The sequence below is a fragment of the Hyalangium ruber genome (genome assembly GCF_034259325.1).
In the GTDB taxonomy this organism is placed as follows: domain Bacteria; phylum Myxococcota; class Myxococcia; order Myxococcales; family Myxococcaceae; genus Hyalangium_A; species Hyalangium_A rubrum.
In genome coordinates, this window is the sequence record NZ_JAXIVS010000009.1 from 257,842 (window position 1) to 274,876 (window position 17,035).

General features: G+C 68.3%; 13 protein-coding genes and 1 pseudogene. 6 read left to right on the forward strand and 8 right to left on the reverse strand.

Annotated elements, in window-relative coordinates; genetic code table 11:
• Position 1: 1 nt before the first annotated feature.
• The 5 genes from SYV04_RS25910 to SYV04_RS25930 form a co-directional block, all read right to left on the reverse strand.
• Positions 2–1,174: an efflux RND transporter periplasmic adaptor subunit gene (locus tag SYV04_RS25910; protein WP_321548574.1), complete on the reverse strand. Its 1,173-nt coding sequence runs from the start codon at positions 1,172–1,174 to the stop codon at positions 2–4.
• A complete protein-coding gene (locus tag SYV04_RS25915; RefSeq protein WP_321548575.1) occupies positions 1,167–1,598 on the reverse strand; it encodes a FixH family protein in 432 nt (143 codons plus the stop codon). The genes SYV04_RS25910 and SYV04_RS25915 overlap by 8 nt, the downstream gene beginning before the upstream one ends.
• A 158-nt stretch (positions 1,599–1,756) precedes the next feature.
• Entirely contained in the window at positions 1,757–3,007 is a 1,251-nt protein-coding gene (locus SYV04_RS25920) for a TolC family protein (protein WP_321548576.1), read from the reverse strand.
• A 167-nt stretch (positions 3,008–3,174) separates the two neighbouring features.
• Positions 3,175–4,572, reverse strand: coding sequence for a sigma-54-dependent transcriptional regulator (locus SYV04_RS25925; protein WP_321548577.1), 1,398 nt, complete (start codon positions 4,570–4,572; stop codon positions 3,175–3,177).
• Positions 4,573–5,997, reverse strand: a complete 1,425-nt coding sequence (locus SYV04_RS25930) for a sensor histidine kinase (protein ID WP_321548578.1) — start codon at positions 5,995–5,997, stop codon at positions 4,573–4,575.
• Positions 5,998–6,909: 912 nt separating this feature from the next.
• Here SYV04_RS25930 and SYV04_RS25935 point away from each other — a divergent pair.
• Positions 6,910–8,334 (forward strand): transposase, encoded by a 1,425-nt coding sequence (locus SYV04_RS25935; RefSeq protein WP_321548579.1) that lies wholly within the window; start codon positions 6,910–6,912, stop codon positions 8,332–8,334.
• Between the two features lie 49 nt (positions 8,335–8,383).
• Here the strand turns inward: SYV04_RS25935 and SYV04_RS25940 are convergent.
• Positions 8,384–8,808: pseudogene (locus SYV04_RS25940) on the reverse strand (efflux RND transporter permease subunit); the annotation flags it as partial.
• Positions 8,809–8,820: 12 nt separating this feature from the next.
• On the reverse strand, positions 8,821–9,153 hold the full coding sequence (locus tag SYV04_RS25945; RefSeq protein WP_321548581.1) for a YnfA family protein: 333 nt from the start codon (positions 9,151–9,153) through the stop codon (positions 8,821–8,823).
• 638 nt (positions 9,154–9,791) lie between these two features.
• On the opposite strand from SYV04_RS25945, the gene SYV04_RS25950 reads away from it, so the two are divergent.
• From SYV04_RS25950 to SYV04_RS25970, 5 genes are all read left to right on the forward strand, one after another.
• Positions 9,792–12,023 carry a N,N-dimethylformamidase beta subunit family domain-containing protein gene (locus tag SYV04_RS25950; RefSeq protein WP_321548716.1) on the forward strand — a complete coding sequence of 744 codons (2,232 nt, stop codon included), beginning with the start codon at positions 9,792–9,794 and terminating at the stop codon, positions 12,021–12,023.
• 125 nt (positions 12,024–12,148) lie between these two features.
• The gene (locus tag SYV04_RS25955; RefSeq protein WP_321548582.1) at positions 12,149–13,438 is read left to right on the forward strand and encodes a WD40/YVTN/BNR-like repeat-containing protein; all 1,290 of its coding nucleotides are present in this window, start codon (positions 12,149–12,151) and stop codon (positions 13,436–13,438) included.
• Positions 13,439–13,440: 2 nt separating this feature from the next.
• Positions 13,441–14,070 carry a hypothetical protein gene (locus SYV04_RS25960; RefSeq protein WP_321548583.1) on the forward strand — a complete coding sequence of 210 codons (630 nt, stop codon included), beginning with the start codon at positions 13,441–13,443 and terminating at the stop codon, positions 14,068–14,070.
• A complete protein-coding gene (locus SYV04_RS25965) occupies positions 14,067–15,311 on the forward strand; it encodes a beta-propeller fold lactonase family protein (protein WP_321548584.1) in 1,245 nt (414 codons plus the stop codon). The genes SYV04_RS25960 and SYV04_RS25965 overlap by 4 nt, the downstream gene beginning before the upstream one ends.
• The gene (locus SYV04_RS25970; RefSeq protein ID WP_321548585.1) at positions 15,308–16,006 is read left to right on the forward strand and encodes a c-type cytochrome; all 699 of its coding nucleotides are present in this window, start codon (positions 15,308–15,310) and stop codon (positions 16,004–16,006) included. The genes SYV04_RS25965 and SYV04_RS25970 overlap by 4 nt, the downstream gene beginning before the upstream one ends.
• Before the next feature lie 31 nt (positions 16,007–16,037).
• Here SYV04_RS25970 and SYV04_RS25975 read toward each other — a convergent pair whose 3' ends face one another.
• A complete protein-coding gene (locus SYV04_RS25975; protein WP_321548586.1) occupies positions 16,038–16,970 on the reverse strand; it encodes a phospholipase A in 933 nt (310 codons plus the stop codon).
• Positions 16,971–17,035 lie beyond the last annotated feature (65 nt).

Genomic DNA, 17,035 nt, shown 5'->3' on the forward strand with positions numbered 1-17,035 from the left:
CCTACTGCCCTCCAGCGGCGGACCGCAGCTGGTACGTGCCGCGTGTGACGACGCGCTCGCCCTCTTTCAACCCCTGGCGGACCACGTGGTACTCGCCATCCCGTGCGCCCAGCGCCACGTCCCGGGCAACGAACTCCTCGGGGCCCACATGGACATAGACCCGCTTGCGCCCCTCCACCTCCACGACAGCCGCGTCGGGGACGGCGAGGCTCTCCTGCTCGCCCCCGGAGCCGATGGCCACCTCGGCGAACGTGCCCGGCCTCAGGCGTCCGTCGTCGTTCTGGACCTCGAAGATGACCTTCACCGTCCGGGTGGACTCCTCCACCACCTGGCCGAGGTTGAAGAGCTTCGCGGGGAACCAGCGGTCCGCGTAGCCCTCCACCTTCACCAGCGCCTCCCGGGCCTCTTCGATCCGTGGAATGTCATCGGGGAAGACGTTGGCCTCCACCCAGACGACCTGCGGGTCGAGCACGGTGAAGAGCACCTTGGACGGCTCCACCTGCTCGCCCAGGGTCGCGTTCGCCTCGACCAGCACCCCGTCGAGAGGGGATACCAGGGGGAATTGGGAGAGCTTGCCGCCGGTGCCACCCTGGCCCGCGCCCGCGTACAGCTCCCGCTCGCGGACAGCGCGGGTGTGCTCCTGCTCGGCCACCTGCACCGCGAACTCCGCCTGCTGAACTTCCTTCTGGGCCACCACGCCGGCGAGGGACTTCACCCGGTCGAGGTCGCGCCGGGCCTGCTCGAGCGCGGCCTGGGCCTGTCCCACCGCCGCCTCGGCCTGGATGCGCCCCGTGGCAAGCCCGCTGGCCTCGGAGGCCGAGAGGCTCTGCTGGAGCACGGCGAGCACCTGTCCCTTCTTCACGCGCGTCCCAACGAGGGGGATCTGGCTGCCCTGCGAGAGCACCCGGCCCGCGACGGGGGCGAAGATCTGCGCGTGCCGGTCGGTCCGGGGGATGACCTTCCCGGGAACGGTCGTGCGCATTTCGAGCTTGCGGCGGCTCACCGGCTCGGTGCGTACCCCGAGCAGAAACTGGGACTCCTTGGGGAGCAGGATGACACCGGCGGGGGCAGCGGACGCGGCCTGCTTGGGCCCCTCACCATGGTCCTCTCCGCCATGAGCGAAGGCAGCCACCGGCGCCAGCAGGATGAGCGCAGAGAGAAGGAGCTTACGCATCGGACACCTCGGTGGAGCGGCGGCGCGAGCGGGTGAGGCGACGGCCCCCCCACAGTGCGGCCACCGCGAGCACGGCTAGCCCCAGTGCCGCGAGCAGGACTGTGCGCCAGGGAAAGCCATGAGAGTGCGGCTCGGCCTGATCCGTTGCGGCCACGCCGACCTTGAGTGCGCCGAGCGCGAGGACCTCTGCCTCCTGCCCGCGGTTCACGGAGGCCATTACCTCCCAGTCGCCCTCTCCGGGGAAGGTCACGGTGGCCGTGTAGATGCCGGCGTGCTCGGTCGGAGTCGCGTTCGACTTCACCTCACTAGCGCCCAGGAAGCTGAGCTCGACCGCTGCTCCCTCGATGGGAGCATTGGTGCGTGGATCAGCCACGAACACCCGGAAGGGCGCCTCAGCGCCAGGCGCCGCCATGGCTCCCTTCATGAGGACCTCGAAAGCCTCTCCGGTGGCTCCCACCGACTGGCCCTGTCCAGTGGTCGCGGCGGGTGGGGGAGGCGCATCGCCGTGATCTTCTCCGCCGTGAGCCCAGGCGAGCCCTGGCAGGACCAGTCCAAGAGTGAGAACCGCAGCCATCCATCGCATCACTGACGTGCCTCCATTGGGAGCTGTCCGGTTGCCCGCATCAGCTCATCCAGCGCGCGCACGTACTCCACGCGCGCTTCCACGTACTCCTGCCGCGCCTGCTGGGAGCGATCCCGGGTGTTGAGCAGTTCGAGAAGGTCTACTTGGCCGGCCTCGAAGCTCTTGCGGATGAGTTCCAGGTTTCGCTCCACCTTGGGCAGGGCCGCGGTGACCGCTTCGAGCGCCTCCCGGCTGCGCTCCACCGCCGCGAACGCCGCCGCTACCTCGGTATCCACCAGGCGCTCGGTCGCCTCACGCTCGATGGTTGCCGCTGCCTTTTCTGCCTGAGCTGCCCGGATAGGGCCCTGCTGGCGGTTCCACAGCGGCAGCGGAATCGAGATGCTGCCCATGAGCAGTGAGGAGACCTCTCCGCCTCCACCAGGCGAAGCATCCAGAGGGTCGAAGCGCTCGCGCTCATAGCCCAGGCGGAGCGTGGGGTTGGGGATCCGCTCGCGGTAGTGCAGGTGGAGCCGCGCCTCGGCCGCCTCCTGCGAGTAGCGGGCAGCGGCCAGGTCTGCCCGCCGCTCTCTGGCGAGAGACTGGAGGTTCTCCAGCGGCGCCAGCGTGGGAGTGGGCAGGGACAGGTCCGCTACCGTCAGGCGCATACCGTCAGGTCGGCCTAACAGCCGTGCGAGGTCCAACTGCGCCTGGACGAGCTCCGTCTCGGCGGAGGACAGCTCTCGCCGGGAGCGGGCGACATCTACCGCCACCACATTGCGCTCCAACTCGGAGATGTCGCCTGCCTGGAAGCGGGACTCGGCGGCCTTCTCCAGCGTGAGGTTGAGCTCCAGCGACTCGCGCGCCAAGGCCCGGAGACGCTCGGCCCGCCACAGCCGGAGGAAGGCGCCGGAGGCATCCCGCGCCACCTGCGCCTCCAGAGCGGCCCAGCGGGCCTGGGCCTCCCTGAGTTGAGCGGACGCCTGCGCCTTGCGCAGCCCTCGCTGCCCGGCAATCTCGAACTCCTGAGCGAGGCCGATACCGAGGCGCCGCTCGCCCTCGTTGTTGAAGGGCCGGTCGCTGCCCACTTCGGCCTCGATCTCTGGATTGCTTGGCAGCAGCTGGCGGGCCTGCGCCAGCTCGGCTTCTTGGAGTCCCAGGCGCTCGCGGGCGGCCCTCAGCTCCAGGTTACGCTCCCGAGCCTGCGCGATGACCTCGGCCCGGGTGAGCGGCACCGGTGCCTGCGCCGCAGTGGCGCCCGACAGCATGAGCATCGTGGCAACCAGGGAGAGAGACACCCGAGATGTGGATCGGCGCTGCATGTCAGCCAGGAATTGCATCAGGTGTGCCATTTTCAACCTGTTGAAATTGGGGCTTGTTTCAGGCTGGAGCAGGCCAGGAAGTGTGATCCCCAAGGTCACACCGTGATGTGTCCGAGGCGTCAGGTGGGCTCCTTGAAGTCATCGGACTTCAGGCCGTAGCGCTTGAGCAGGCGGTGGAGGCTCTCGCGCTCCATGCCGGCGCGCTCCGCGGCTCGCGTCACGTTGCCCCCGAACTCCCGCAGCAGCGCCACCAGGTAGTCGCGGGAGGCGCGATCCCGTGCGAGATCCACCGCCTCGCGGAACGGCATCTTCACCATCACATCGGCGGGCAGCGTTCCCTGCTGCCCACCCGAGACCTCCGAGGGCAGATCCGCGAGGCTGATCTTCGTACCGCTACAGATCGCCGCCGCGCGCTCGATGGCGTTCTCCAACTCGCGGACATTGCCCGGCCAGGAGTAGCCGGTGAGCGCTCGCAGCGCATCGGGCTCGAAGCCCTCCACCTGCTGCCGGTAGGTCTTCGCCGCCTTCTCCAAGAAGTGCATGGCGAGCAGGGGGATGTCCTCGCGCCGCTCCCGCAGGGGAGGCAGGTGCACCGGGAAGATGTTGAGGCGGTAGAAGAGGTCCTCCCTGAATCGGCCCGCGCCCGCCTCGGCTTTGAGGTCCCGATGGGTCGCGGCCACGAGGCGCACATCGATGCGGCGAGAGGCCGTATCCCCCACCCGGCGCACTTCCTTCTCTTGAAGCGCGCGGTTGAGCTTCACCTGGACCGCGAGGGGCAGCTCGCCGATCTCGTCGAGGAAGAGCGTGCCGCCATCGGCCTCCTCGAAGAGCCCTGCCTTCGTCTCCACCGCGCCGGTGAAGGCTCCTCGCACATGGCCGAAGAGCTCGCTCTCGATGAGCTCGGCGGGCAGCGCCCCGCAGTTCACCGGGATGAAGGACCCCTCCTTCCGAGGGCCCTGGTAGTGGATGGCCCGCGCCACCAACTCCTTGCCCGTCCCCGTCTCCCCGGTGACAAGCACGGTGATGTCCAGCTCCGCTGCCCGCCCGAGCAGGCCGTAGAGCGCACGCATGGGGGGACTTTTGCCGATGATGTTCTGGAAGCTGAAGATGCTATCCAGCTCGCGCCGCAGCGAGTCCGCCTGCTCCTTGAGCCGCTTACGCTCGAGCGCCCGGGCCACCACGAGCCCCACCTCGTCCGGATCGAAGGGCTTGGAGAGGTAGTCGTAGGCTCCCTCCTTGATAGCCTCCACTGCCTTGGGGATGGAGGCGTGGGCAGTCATGAGGATGACCTCGGTGTTGGGCGCGTGCTGCTTGACGGCCTTGAGGACCTCGAAGCCGTCCGCCCCCGGCATGCGAATGTCCGTCAACACCACATCGAAGCGCTGGGCCTGGATGAGGGAGAGCGCACGGCTGCCATCCTCGGCGGTCGTCACGCGGTAAGCGTCGCCGAGAATGCGGGCGATCAGCTTGAGCATGTTCTCCTTGTCGTCAGCGACGAGAATGCTCGGCTTATCCATCTACGTGCTCCGAGGAAGAAGGAGGGTGAACTCGGCGCCGCCCTCGGGGTGGGTGCGCGCCTGGATGCTGCCGCCGTGGGCCTGAGCGATGGCTTGGGAGACAGCCAGCCCCAGCCCCGTGCCATGTGGCTTGGTGGTGAAGAAGGGCTCGAAGAGCCGCTCGCGTGCCTCGGGGGGAAGGCCAGGCCCGCTGTCACGAACCGTCAGCGCCAGCGCTTGGTCGAGCGCGTGGATGGCGACAATCACCCGGCCCCTGGCGCCCGCGGCCTCCACCGCGTTCTTCACCAGGTTGGTCAGCACCTGATGCAGCCGGCGCGGATTCCCGGCGACGTGCCCCTGTCCCTCCAGTAGGAGCGCTGGTCCGGAAGCCTGGGCGGACTCGCGCAGGCGGGAGAAGATCTCCTCGGCCATCTGGCGCAGGTCCACGGATTCTCCTGAGACCTGCTGCGGTCTGGAGAGGTCAAGCAGCCCCTCCACGATGTCCCGGGAGCGCAGCGTCTCCTCTTCGATGATGCGCAGATCCTCGGCCAGCGCTCCCTCCGCCTTGCGCTGGAGCAGCCGCACGTAGCCGAGGATGACGCCCAGGGGGTTGTTGATTTCGTGTGCCACGCCCGCCGCCAGTCGGCCAATACTCGCCAGCCGCTCGCTCTGGACCAGACGCTGCTGGTGCTCTTGAAGCGCCTCGGTCATCCGATTGAACTGGCGGGCCAGCCGCCCGAACTCGTCCTCCCGGTCCACCTCGATGCGGGTGGAGAGGTCCCCAGCGGCAAGCCTTGACGCGCCAGCTTCGAGCCGTGCCACCGGTAACGCCACGGAGCGGCCGATGTAGACACCGAAGGCGAGGGCGAACAGGGCCGCTGCGATGAACAGGACAAGGGTCCAGAGGATGCTGGCGTGCTGGACAGCGCCTGCGTGCTCTTCGAACCCGCCGATGGTGCGTTCGTACTCCTCGGCGAGGGCGTCAGCGTGGTGCTGGATGAGGTTTACCAGCTCAAGCGCGCGGCCGTGCTCGCGGAGCACCGTGGCACGGTCACCGCCCAGGAGGGCAGGTAGGATGGCTTCGCGGAAGAGCAGGTCCAACTCTCCCGAGGCTCGGCGCATCACATCCAGATGAGTGCGCGCCTTCTCGCCAGCAGTCTGCTCTTGTACTTCCCCCAGCAGTGCGAGCACTCGCCGGTGTGCTTCCTCGTAGAGCGGCAGATGGCTCTCGTTGCCCAGGATGATGCTGTGCGCCTGGTGAGCGTACAGATCACGCACCGCGCTGGAGAGCGCGAGGGCGGTGCGTACCCCTGTCTCCTGCCGCTTCACTTGGTGCAGGGCCTGGTGGATCTCCGTGAGCCCCCGCAGGGCTGCGTAGGACGCGGCCCCAAACGCCAGGACCAGGAGCGCGAATGCAACGAGGAGCTTTCTGCCAGTTCCGGACACGTCCCCAAGGCATCTCCTGCAAGAGGCCAAGTTGCGCCTATCAAGGAGCTTGCCAACTGCCGCAGGCGCGGAAGTGCCTGAAAAGAGGAGGGTTGGAAGACGAGGACCGGAGGTCTTCAGCCACAGGGCGTGATCGATGGGGTTACACTGTGACGCTGAGGCGCAACCCCGCAACCAGCGCGTGCCCCGCACGCCGGTTGCTATGTTCCTGGGCCATGTTCGCATCAATCAGTGCATGGGCTCTTCTGATGGTCTTGGGGAGCCAGGCCACGCCAGAGCCGGTACAGCAGGCAGTGAAACGAGTCGACCCGCCCGCAGGGCCCGGCGCCATGGCTCCGAACCTCGGGCTCTCCGGGCCGGATGAACTGCTGCTGACGTGGCTCGAGCCACAGGAGCCTCTGGAGGGGAAGCCCCAGGGGCACCGGTTGCGCTTCGCGCGTCTCAAGGAGGGCGCCTGGAGCGCGGTGACCACTCGTAGCCTATGCTCTCCCGCGCTGGAGGGCGTCCCATGGCCGCACGGCTGACCGTTGCACTCTTGCTCTCGGCACTGGCCACTGCGTGCGGAACCACGCGGATGGTCCGCCTCGAAACCGGCCAGGGCGAGACCCTCGTCCACCTTCCTCGAACGGAAGGAGCAGATCCGGTGGAACTGGGGAGGGAAGAGTCCATTCAGGCTCTGGTAGCGCAGGCCCGGCCGGTGAGGCCCTCGGCCAACCCTGAGCAAGCCGCACGAGAGCTCTTCGGTGTTTCACCGCGCAGTGGTTGGTACGGGTACACCCCTGCATGCCCCGGCAATGTCCGAACGTGAGGGTTGGTCGGAATATGTAACCCAGTGGGTAAGTAGTAGGGCATCCAACCATGCCCGAGTCAACCTGTCCCAGCCCTGCCGAGCAGCCGAGGAAGCGGCGACGCGTGCCGCGAGACCCCACCGCGCGCTTCAAAGCGAATGACGCGCAGGGGCTGGCTGCGGCCGAGGTGTTGGTACCCGAAGAGCATCTGGCCCGGCAGGTGCTCAAGCTGATGGAGCGGGTGGAGGTGTCGCAGGTGGAAGCTCAGTACTCGGCTCTGGGGCAAAGAGGCTATCCGCCGCGGCGATTGCTGAGTCTGTGGGTGTACGCCAGCCTGATTGGACTGCACCATGCGACGAAGCTTGCGCACGCGCTGGTGACCGATGCGGCCTTGAGGTTGCTAGCAGGTGGGCATGTCATCAGTCGGCCGGTGCTCAACCGCTTCCGGATGAGTCATGCAGCGTTGTTTCGCTCGGCGTTGGAAGCAACGGTGCAGTGGGCGTTGGAAGAGGGACTGGTGGATGCCCAAGGGTTAGCCGTGGACTCGGCGCGCCTGAGGGCGCACGCCTCAATGCAGCAAGTGCGTGTGCTCAACCGCTCCACGCGCAGGTTGGAGCAGTTAGCCGAAGTGGACACCTCTGTGCTCTCCGAGCAGGAGCGAGCCAAGCACCAGCAGAAGGTGGACAAGCACACCCAGGCGGTGGAGTTGTGCACCCAGGCGCAGGCGGCCTCCGTAGTGCTTACCAGCAAAGCCGCAGCCCTCATGCAGTTTCCGGGTGAGGTGTACCTGCCCGGCCACCGTCTCACCGTGACAGCCAGCGGCGCGCAGAGTCGCCTGGTGGTGGGCGTGCTCATCAACGCGGCGCCCAACGACACGAGCCTCTTGGAGGAGGCTGTGCTGCAAGCGCGTCAGGTGCTGCGCCAGGCCGGGCTGCCTTCGGTGGTCCGCCTCCAGGCGGCAGCCGATGCGGGCTACTGGAGCCAAGCAGACCTGGCCTTTGCCGCAGCCAACACCGGGTGGGTGGATTTGCTCATCAAGCAGAAGGCCGAGAGCGGTCCCCTTCGGGGCAAGAACTACTTCGGCCGAGACGCCTTCCAACTGCTCTCCCCCGAGCAGGTGCTGTGTCCGGTGGGCAAGCGCATGCTCGGGCCCAAGCGCCACCAGCAAGGCGCCTTGCTGTACCGAGGCGATGGCTGCGCCACCTGTCCCAAGCACAGCGCGTGCACGCCCTCCAAGCGCCGCAGCCTGGTGGTCAACTGGGACTACGAGAAGCTGGGCGCTCAGATGCGTCAGCGCATGAGCCAGCAGGACGCTCCAGCGCGCTACCACCAGCGCATGGCCACTGTGGAGCCGGTCTTCTCCTCCCTGGAAGATGGCATGGGCTTCCGCCGTGTCTCCTCGCGCAAGCCTCAGACGGTGTCCGCCGAGATTCTCCTGAAGCTGCTGGCCTACAACGTCAGCCGCCTGCTCACCCGGCGCAGGCTTTTGTGCGTCTACTTCCTGCTGCCCCTCTCCACGAGCACCGACCAGCCTTCTTCTGAATTCTGATCAACCCTCACGTTCGGACATGTACCCGACCCCCGCCAGCAACCGGGCGTCAATCAGGGACGTTCTGGGCTGGCTCGACGTGAGGCAGGTCCCGCCCCTTCCAGAGCGCGAAGATGGCTGGGTAAGCGGTGAGCTCCAGCAGGAAGGATGTGACAAGGCCGCCCACCAACGGCGCGGCGATGCGCTTCATCACGTCCGAGCCCGTGCCCGTGGCCCACAGCACGGGCAGCAGGCCAATCATGTCTGTCATGACGGTCATCAGCTTGGGCCGGATGCGCTTGGCCGCGCCCTCGACGATGGCCTCGGTCAGCTCCTCCATCGAGCGAAGCTGTCCCGCCTCCTTCGCCTTGCCATGGGCCAGGGTGAGGTAGAGCACCATCACCACCCCGTCTCCGCGTCGATGCCCGCCAGCGCGATGAGCCCCACCCACACCGCGACGCTCATGTTGTAGTCCAGCAGGTAGAGCAGCCACAGGCGCTGAGTTGATTACCTGCGAGGCGCCAGCACGATGATTGCCATACCGGCCAGAGCCACTAAGGCCCCTGCAATGTCCCAAGCGCTGGGCCGCTCACCCTCCACAGCCCACAGCCATACCAGCGCTACCGTGATGTAAACGCCTCCGTAGGCTGCATAGGTGCGCGAGGCCCCCGTGGGGTGGAGCGTCAGCAGCCATGCAAAGGCGGCAAGGCTCGCGGCTGCTGGCACGAGGAGTAGCGGCGACTTGCCCTGGCGTAGCCAGAGGTAAGGCAGGTAGCTGCCCATCACGTCCGCCACTGCCGTCAGAACGAAGAGGCCCACGGCCCGCAGTAGGACGAACATGAGCCACTGCGTCTCACGGGTGGGCCGCCTCCGCAACATGCACCACCCCCCGGCAATGTCGGAAAGGCCGGGACGCTGCGCAGCCAGGAGTCAGCGGTGGCCTGGTTGTACCAGACGCTGCGCAACGCCCTGATCGATCACTTCACCTCCTCGAATCTCGTGCGTGAGACAACGCCTTGGGGCCGTTGGCCGCAGGGTTGGGTGTCGAGTAGTGGGCTCTGACAGGGCCTTCCGGTTCCGCTTCAGTGGAGCGTGCTTACTGTCCGCGCTGACGCGACATGGCGGAGGCGGGAATGAATCAACGGCGGCTCGTCGTGTTGGCCGGAATGCTTGCGTGCCTCCTGGGGCTTGGGCTGGTGGATGGGTGCCAGGAAGGAGCGGGGGGTACGCCTCCCGTCCATGAGTCCGGCGAGCGCGTGACACCCAGCCCGCCGCTCCAGGAAGTGCCGAGTATGAGCAGTGGTGAGGACCGGCCGCCAGCAGATGCGGGCTCGCCAGCTTTAGAGGCCCCCGGCCCTGCTACTCCGCCGCATGAAGCGAACGCCATACACCAGGAGAACGCGCGGCTGGGCACGGAGGCATGGCGACTCACCCGGCCGGCCAACGCGGGCCAGATCGAAGGATATGCCCTGGTGGACATGGTGACGCAGGGCGAGCGCGTCCCCGTAGCGGTCTCCGTGTCCGAGGCGCGCAAGTTCTCCTGGGTGGTGTACCGGCTCGGCTACTACGCGGGGGCGGCGGGGCGAGAGGTGGCACGAGGGGGACCTGTGCAGGGCCTCCGCCAGGCGTCGTGCCCTCCGAGGCTGCCCACGGGGCTTGTCGCCTGCGAGTGGAGGCCCACCCTCGAGGTCCAGACGGGCGCGGACTGGGTGCGCGGCGTCTACGTGGTGAAGCTGACGCGCGAGGATGGCTACCAGCGCTACGTGCCCTTCTTCGTCCGGGAAGCGCGGCCGCGCTCCGAGGTGGTGGCCATCATCCCCACGGCCAACTGGCAGGCATATAACACCTGGGGCGGCATGAGCCTGTACGACGACAATCACGGCGTCATGCGCCGGGTTGGGGTGCGCCGCGCCTTCCAGGTGTCCTACGACAGGCCCTACGCCCGCGGACAGGGCGCGGGGCACCTGCTCACTGATGACTTGAGCCTCGTCACCTGGCTGGAGGCGCAAGGGCTGGATGTGGCCTACGTCACCGACGAGGAACTGGACCGCTCGGGGGAGTCCCTGGGCGGGGCGAAGGTGCTCATCATCTCTGGGCATGACGAGTACTGGACGCGCACCCTGAGGGATCGTGCCGAGCGCGCGGTGGCCTCGGGTGTGTCGCTCATCAACCTGGGCGCCAACAACGCCTACTGGCAGGTGCGCTACGAGCCCTCGGAGGACGGGCGCGAGCGCCGCGTCATCACCTGTTACAAGGGCGATGCCCCCAAGCGCGATCCGGTGGGCCCGCTGAGCCCGGAGCTGACGGTGAAGTTCCGTGATCTGCCCACGCCCCGCCCGGAGAACGCGCTCTTCGGTGTGCAGTTCTCCAGCCGCTGGCACCAGTTCGCCTTTCCCCTGGTCATCACCCGCACCGAGCACTGGGCCTTCGCCGGCACGGGCCTGAAGGCAGGCGACACCTTGTGGCAGGCCAACGGCTACGAGATGGACCAGGTGGTGGACAACGGCCACTCACCCGAGGGGCTCGAGGTGCTGGCCGAGTCGCCCGGGCTGTCGCTCCAGGGCGGCTTCGGTCTGGCGCACATGGTGCTTCACCAGAAGCCGAGCGGCGCCTGGGTTTTTTCTTCGGGGGGAGTGGACTTCGTGCGCGTGCTGGCGAACGAGCAGCTGGCGGATGCGCGGGCCGCGCGCCTGGTGGCCAACGTGCTGTACCGGGCCCTGGGCCGCCCGGTGCCTGAGAGCCTGGTGGGGTTCTCCGCCCTGGCCTCGCCCGCGCCGCGTGGCCCGTTCGCGAAGGCCGTGCTGACCGTAGCGGGCGTGCCGGGCCAGCGAGGTGACAGGGATGGGCCGGCCGGGTGGGCACAGCTCTCCGCCCCGCTCGCCGTGGCGGTCCTGCCCCAGGGAGGGTGGGCGGTGGCGGATGCGCTCGCCAATAAGGTGCGGCGCGTGCACCCGGACGGCGCCATGGAGACGCTCGCCTCTGGCCTCAACGGGCCGATGGGCATCGCCGCGGATGCGGCTGGCAATGTGTACGTGGCGGATACGGAGCACGCCTGTATCCGCCGCATCACGCCAGACGGTACTGCCTCGGTGTTTGCTGGCGCTGTGTACAAGCCGGGCGCGGTCGACGGCCCCGCCGCTCAGGCACGCTTCAACCAGCCCGCCGGGCTGGCCCTGGCACTGGATGGCGCACTGCTGGTGGCGGACATGGGCAACGGCCTCATCCGCCGCATCGAGCTCTCCACCCCTGGCCACCCGGTGACAACGCTCCCGGCGCACAAGGGGCTCTATCGGCCCTCGGCGGTGGCGGCGGCGGCGGACGGCGCCCTGTATGTGGTGGAGACGGGCATGGCTCGCGTCGTCTCGCTGCGCCAAGGCACCGTCTCCGTCGTGGCTGGCGCCACCCCCGGCTTCGCGGACGGCGCGCCCGAGTCCGCCCAGCTGCTGCCGTACCTGGGCCTCGCGGTGTTGAAGGATGGCTCGCTGGCGGTGGCGGACCCTGGCAACTACCGCATCCGGCGCGTCACCTTCGACTCCGCTGGCAGAGCTCGCCAGGTGAGCACGCTGGCGGGCACTGGCCGCTATGGCGCCGCCGATGGGAGGGGAGAGGACGCGGACTTCGTCCTCCCCACCGGCCTCGCGGTAGGCCCCGATGGCACACTCTACGTGGCCGACGCGGGCAACGCGCTGCTGCGCGCCGTCACGCCGTGAGCCAGGAGCGGCTCTCCAGTGAGGGCTTGTAGGGGCGTTGGCCCAGCCCCTCGCCAGCGTGACAGTATGAGAAGCCCTCTTCGGGCTGTACTATGCGGGCTCCCCTGCCCCTGGAGCCCACGACGATGAGAACCCCCTCTGCCTCGGGTGGAAGGTTGCTGCTGGCACTGCTGGCACTTCAAGCTCTCCCGGCGCTGGCCCACAACGGCCTGCCCGAGACACAGAATGTCACCGTGCGCCGGGGCAATGAGAACGATCTGCTGGTGGGCGCGACCTTCGGAGCGCTCATCTCGCGGGACAAGGGGCAGAGCTGGCGGTGGATCTGCCCCGAGGGCATGGGCGTGGGTGCCTGGCGACCGGAGCGCTACCACTGGCTGAGCGGGGGAGAGATCATCGCCGCCACGGGCAGCGCGGTGGTCCGCTCGCGCGACGGCGGCTGCTCGTGGACCACCCACCCTTTCTTCAAGGATACCTGGGCCACCAGCCTCGCCGTGGACCCGGCCAACGAGCGCCTCATCCACGTGGCCACCGGGAAGTACTCCTCGGCCAACGGCATCTACCGCTCGGAGGACGGGGGAGAGACGTGGCTGACTTCGCTGGCGCCGATCCCAGACACCCGCTACACGGCCATCCGCATCGCCCCGTCCGACCCGCGCCGGCTCTACGTGTCCGGCCAGGACTCGAGGGGGCTGTTTCTGTCCCGGAGTGACGACGGCGGCCAGACCTGGACCCAGCTGCCGCTGGTGCTGCCCCAGGCCGTGAGCCCCTATGACTTCGTCTTGAGGGTGGTGAGCGAGGCTTCGCCAGACATCCTCTGGGTCACCGTCTCCGCCTCTGGGGGAAGCTACCTGCTCAAGAGCACCGATGGTGGAGCGACCCTGGCGCCGGTGCTCGAGGTGCCGTTAGAGATATTCATCGGCGCCGAGGCTTCCGCGGACGGCCGGACCGTCTGGGCCTCCACCCCCGCCAACCTCTTCCGGGGCCGGGAGGGAGAAGCCTTCAGCGCGCTGCCCCTGCCCGAAGGCAACGCCTGCGCGCGGCGCGCGGGAGACCTGCTCTATGGCTGCGGTTCACCCTGGGTTCACCAGTGGGGCTTGGCGCGGAGCCGGGACGAGGGCACCACCTGGGAGCCGCTCCTCAGTTTCAAAGGTATTCAGGGCGCCCATAGCTGCCCGGCGGCCACCCCCGTTCAGCAGTCCTGCCCCTCGCTCTGGCCGCAGCTCGCGGCGACGCTCGGGGCGGACACCCCCCCTGTCGAGGGCCAGCCCCCCCCGGCGGATGAAGACCCCTCCGAGCCCCCGCTTGCCGTGAAGGATGGCTGCAGCGCCGCCGCTGGCCTGGCACCCTCCGCCCTGCTTATCCTCGCCCTTGGGTTGACCCGCCACTCGCGGCGGCTCCAGGCCCGGAGACCGTGACCATGATGACGAGACAACGCATCCTCTGGAGTGTCTGTGCTTCCTCGGTGCTGCTGCTGGCCACCGCCTGCGGCAAAGACGAAGAGTCCCAGTGCGGCGAGCCCCTCTATGGCGGCTCCGCCTCGGACGAGACGTGGATGACGATGACGGACGCTCTGAAGAAGGAGATGGACTCCTCTAAAGCCGTGACGGTGACGTCACCGGCCGAGTGGGAGGCGTTCGCCGCCGATGCGCCGCCCCCCCTGTTCTCGTGGACCTCGCCGCTGCGCGCCTCACTGGAGCGAGACACGCAGAGCCGGTACGCTCAGGCACGCCCCCGTGTCTCGCGTGGTGTGCTGGCGTGGCTCGGCGAGCTGCTGGTGCCCACCGCCGAGGCGCACCTGCCGCCCTACACCGGGGACATCTACCTGGTGGAGGTAGGGGTGGCCAACCGTCAGTGCCCCCTCCAGGTGCTCACCACGGAGCTGTCGTGGCAGGTGGACGAAGCCTCCTGGAGGCTGATGGGCGAAGGGGGCGGCCAGGATCTCTCGCTCCGGGTGACGAGCGCCTACATGCAGGACAACCGCCTCAAGGAGGGGCCCTACCGGATGGTCGCGACGCGCACGTTTCGCCGGGAGGGGGCCAAGCCATGACGCGCGCCTCATTGTTGCTGGCCGCACTCGCGCCGCTCGCGCTCGGGGCCTGCCAGGAGGATGGTTCCAGCGGGCCGCTGGAGGTGCCGGAGCTGGAGTACGGTACCCAGCAGCCGTGGCAGACGCCGGAACGACTGCCGCCGCCCGGTCCCGCTGGGCGCGTCTTCATCACCAACAGCCTGGATGACACCCTCAGCGTGTTGGACCTGGACTCGATGGGCGAGGCGAACTGGGGCGAGCGGGCGCGAATCCCCGTGGGGCTCAGCCCGGTGGAGCTGGAGGGCCCGCACCACATGGCGGTCTCGCCCGACAGCGCCTTCTATTACGTGGGCATCTCCAACTATGTGCCGGGCGGTGGCTCAGGGCCCCACGGCGCGCACGGCACGGGCACGGTCAACGGCTACAGCCTCAAGATGGACGCGCGCACCCACCAGCGCGTCGGCTCGGCGCGCGTGGACCGCAACCCGGGCGATCTCATCCTCAGCCCGGATGGGCGCACGCTGTACCAGACGCACTTCGATCTGCTGAAGATCGTCGACGTCGCCCGGCGCGGCGGCACCGAGCGCGAGATGGACTCGCGTATGGCCATCATCGACGCGGAGACGATGACTCCCAAGGCCATGGTGCCGGTGTGCCCCGCGCCTCATGCGGTGCGCCTGTCGCCGGACGGGCGCCGTGCGTACACCGCCTGCTGGTCCGACGAGGTGGCCGTGGTGGACCTGCAGGCCGAGCCCCCCTCGGTGAGGCGGGTGAAGGTGGCCGCCGTCGCTGGCACGGCCCTCTCTCCCCGGCACGAGCCCTACGCGCTCACCCTGTCGCCCACCACGGGCGCGGTGTGGGTCAGCTCGCTCAAGAGCCGCGCGGTGCAGTACCTGGACCCGGTGACGCTCACGATGAATCCCAGCCGCACCGTGTTCCTCGAAGGCTCGCCGATGTTCGGCACCTTCACCGCGGATGGCCGCACCCTCTACATGCCGTACCAGAGCGCGGAGGCGCTCGCCGTCATCGACGCGGCCACCTCCACCGTGCAGCGGGAGATTGCGCTGGCCTCCGCCGGGTGCCTCAACATCCACGAGGTGGAGCTGACGCGGGATGAGCGCCATGGGCTTGTCGTCTGCGAGGGCGACCACGTGGGCCCTGGCACGTTGCATGTGGTGGATCTGACAGAGGGAACGGTGCTGAAGACGGTGCAAGTGGGCATCTTCCCGGACTCGGTGACGCTCATGCGGGGGAGCCCATGAGGTGGGGCCTGCTGGCGGCGGGGCTGGTGCTTGCGGGCTGCGGGGGCTCTGCCTCCGCGGTGGACTTCGGCGAGGAGCTGTTCCAGGAGGCGCGGCTGTCAGAGAGCCAGTTCAACCGCTTCTCGTGCTCCACCTGCCACGCGAGCACCCCGGTGCCCGAGGGTGGGCGCATCAACGCGGGCTACTCGCTGCACAACGTGGCCTCCCGCCTCGGCTGGTGGGGAGGCAACGAGACGCGCCTGCTCGACGCGGTGAACTTCTGCTACGTCAGCTTCATGCGCGGGGTGTCGCCGCTGGAGCCCGAGGAGCCGAAGTCCCGCGCGCTCTACGAGTACCTGGTGAGCATCAGCCCGGGCCCCGAGGCCCCGGCGCTACCGTTCACCGTGGTGAAGGACATCGTCGAGGTGCCGCGCGCGGATGCCGGACGCGGCGCCGAGGTGTACCGCTTGGCCTGTCAGACGTGCCATGGCGAGCCGCACACCGGCAAGGGCCGCCTCACCGAGGCAGCCTCCGTGCTGCCCGAGGTGGTGAACGACTACGATCAGCTCTTCCCCGGCATCCCGAAGCCGCTCGTCGTCATCGAGAAGGTGCGGCACGGGCAGTTCTTCCACGTGGGCGGCAACATGCCGCTCTACAGCCGCGAGGCCCTGTCGGACGAGGACCTGGGGGCGCTGCTGGCGTTCCTGGGGTTGTGACGGGCGCCCCCTTCACGTGCGGGCGCCGCGCTCAGCGGATGGCGGCGTTCCAGGAGAACCGGTCGTCGAGCGCGATGCCCACGCGAAAGGCCGTCACCTTCTGGTTGTACCTGAGGAGCGTCTCTCCGTAGCCCGTGACGAACTGCGCGTACAGCGACCAGCTTACCGTCTCGAAGGGCAGGCGGTAGCGCGCCCAGAGCTCCGCGTAGCCCCGATCAAACCTCCGCCCGGCTCGCCCCATCACTCCCACCATGAAGTCCCGCCAGGCCGGAGTCCCCACCGCGTGGGCGTAGCCGTCCGGGTGCTGATCCTTGCCGAGCTCGAGGGAGAGGCTGCCATAGCCGTAGTAGTCGATGAGGTCGGGGTTGCCACCGCCCTCTGTCTCCCTGCCTGATACCCAGGGCACCCAGAGCCTGGGTTGAACCAGCAGGTGCCACTCACCCTTCAGGTACCACCCGAAGCGCGCGGTGGAGGACAGGCGCTCCCAGCCTCGGGAGGCCTCCTTGTCCCGGCCATTGGATTCGTGTTCGTAGCCGGTGTGGATGTACAGCAGGTTGAAACCGGCGGACGGCACCGAGTGGTAGGTCCCAAAGTCCTGGTTCGTCCACGCGAAGAAGAACGCCGGGTTGTAGTTGGAGTCCTCGAAGGGGGAGGAGCCGCTGAAGTTCCAGAGGTTCCAGAGGGACTTCTGGGTGTAAGCGAAGTAGAGGGTGCAGCGGGACGTGGTGGGGACGAGGTTGTACTTCACGCTGAGCTGGAACCGGACGAAGTTGCGCGGGTGGTCGCCCGCCTGGGGCAAGCCCGTGATGAAGTAGTTGTCCCTGTATTCGGTGAAGATGGCGGTGCGGAGCGCATTCTCGAAGGCTTGTTCCTGAGCGGGTTCACAGAGGCTCAGGAGCCCGGCGTGGACGGGAAGAGCCGTCACGAGCGCGAGTACCACGGACGCGAGGCGAGCGGAGTTCATAGGGGGCATCGCAGGGCAGGCTGGCAGGGAGGCGGGTTGCCTCGGGTTGGAATCGGAAGTTCCGA

Coding starts and splice junctions, on each gene's coding strand:
- SYV04_RS25970 (WP_321548585.1), top strand. CDS start 15,308: ATGAGGTGGGGCCTGCTGGCGGCGGGGCTGGTGCTTGCGGGCTGCGGG.
- SYV04_RS25955 (WP_321548582.1), top strand. CDS start 12,149: ATGAGAACCCCCTCTGCCTCGGGTGGAAGGTTGCTGCTGGCACTGCTG.
- SYV04_RS25925 (WP_321548577.1), bottom strand. CDS start 4,572: ATGGATAAGCCGAGCATTCTCGTCGCTGACGACAAGGAGAACATGCTC.
- SYV04_RS25945 (WP_321548581.1), bottom strand. CDS start 9,153: ATGTTCGTCCTACTGCGGGCCGTGGGCCTCTTCGTTCTGACGGCAGTG.
- SYV04_RS25960 (WP_321548583.1), top strand. CDS start 13,441: ATGATGACGAGACAACGCATCCTCTGGAGTGTCTGTGCTTCCTCGGTG.
- SYV04_RS25975 (WP_321548586.1), bottom strand. CDS start 16,970: ATGAACTCCGCTCGCCTCGCGTCCGTGGTACTCGCGCTCGTGACGGCT.
- SYV04_RS25920 (WP_321548576.1), bottom strand. CDS start 3,007: ATGCTCATGCTGTCGGGCGCCACTGCGGCGCAGGCACCGGTGCCGCTC.
- SYV04_RS25965 (WP_321548584.1), top strand. CDS start 14,067: ATGACGCGCGCCTCATTGTTGCTGGCCGCACTCGCGCCGCTCGCGCTC.
- SYV04_RS25950 (WP_321548716.1), top strand. CDS start 9,792: ATGGTGACGCAGGGCGAGCGCGTCCCCGTAGCGGTCTCCGTGTCCGAG.
- SYV04_RS25910 (WP_321548574.1), bottom strand. CDS start 1,174: ATGCGTAAGCTCCTTCTCTCTGCGCTCATCCTGCTGGCGCCGGTGGCT.
- SYV04_RS25915 (WP_321548575.1), bottom strand. CDS start 1,598: ATGAAGGGAGCCATGGCGGCGCCTGGCGCTGAGGCGCCCTTCCGGGTG.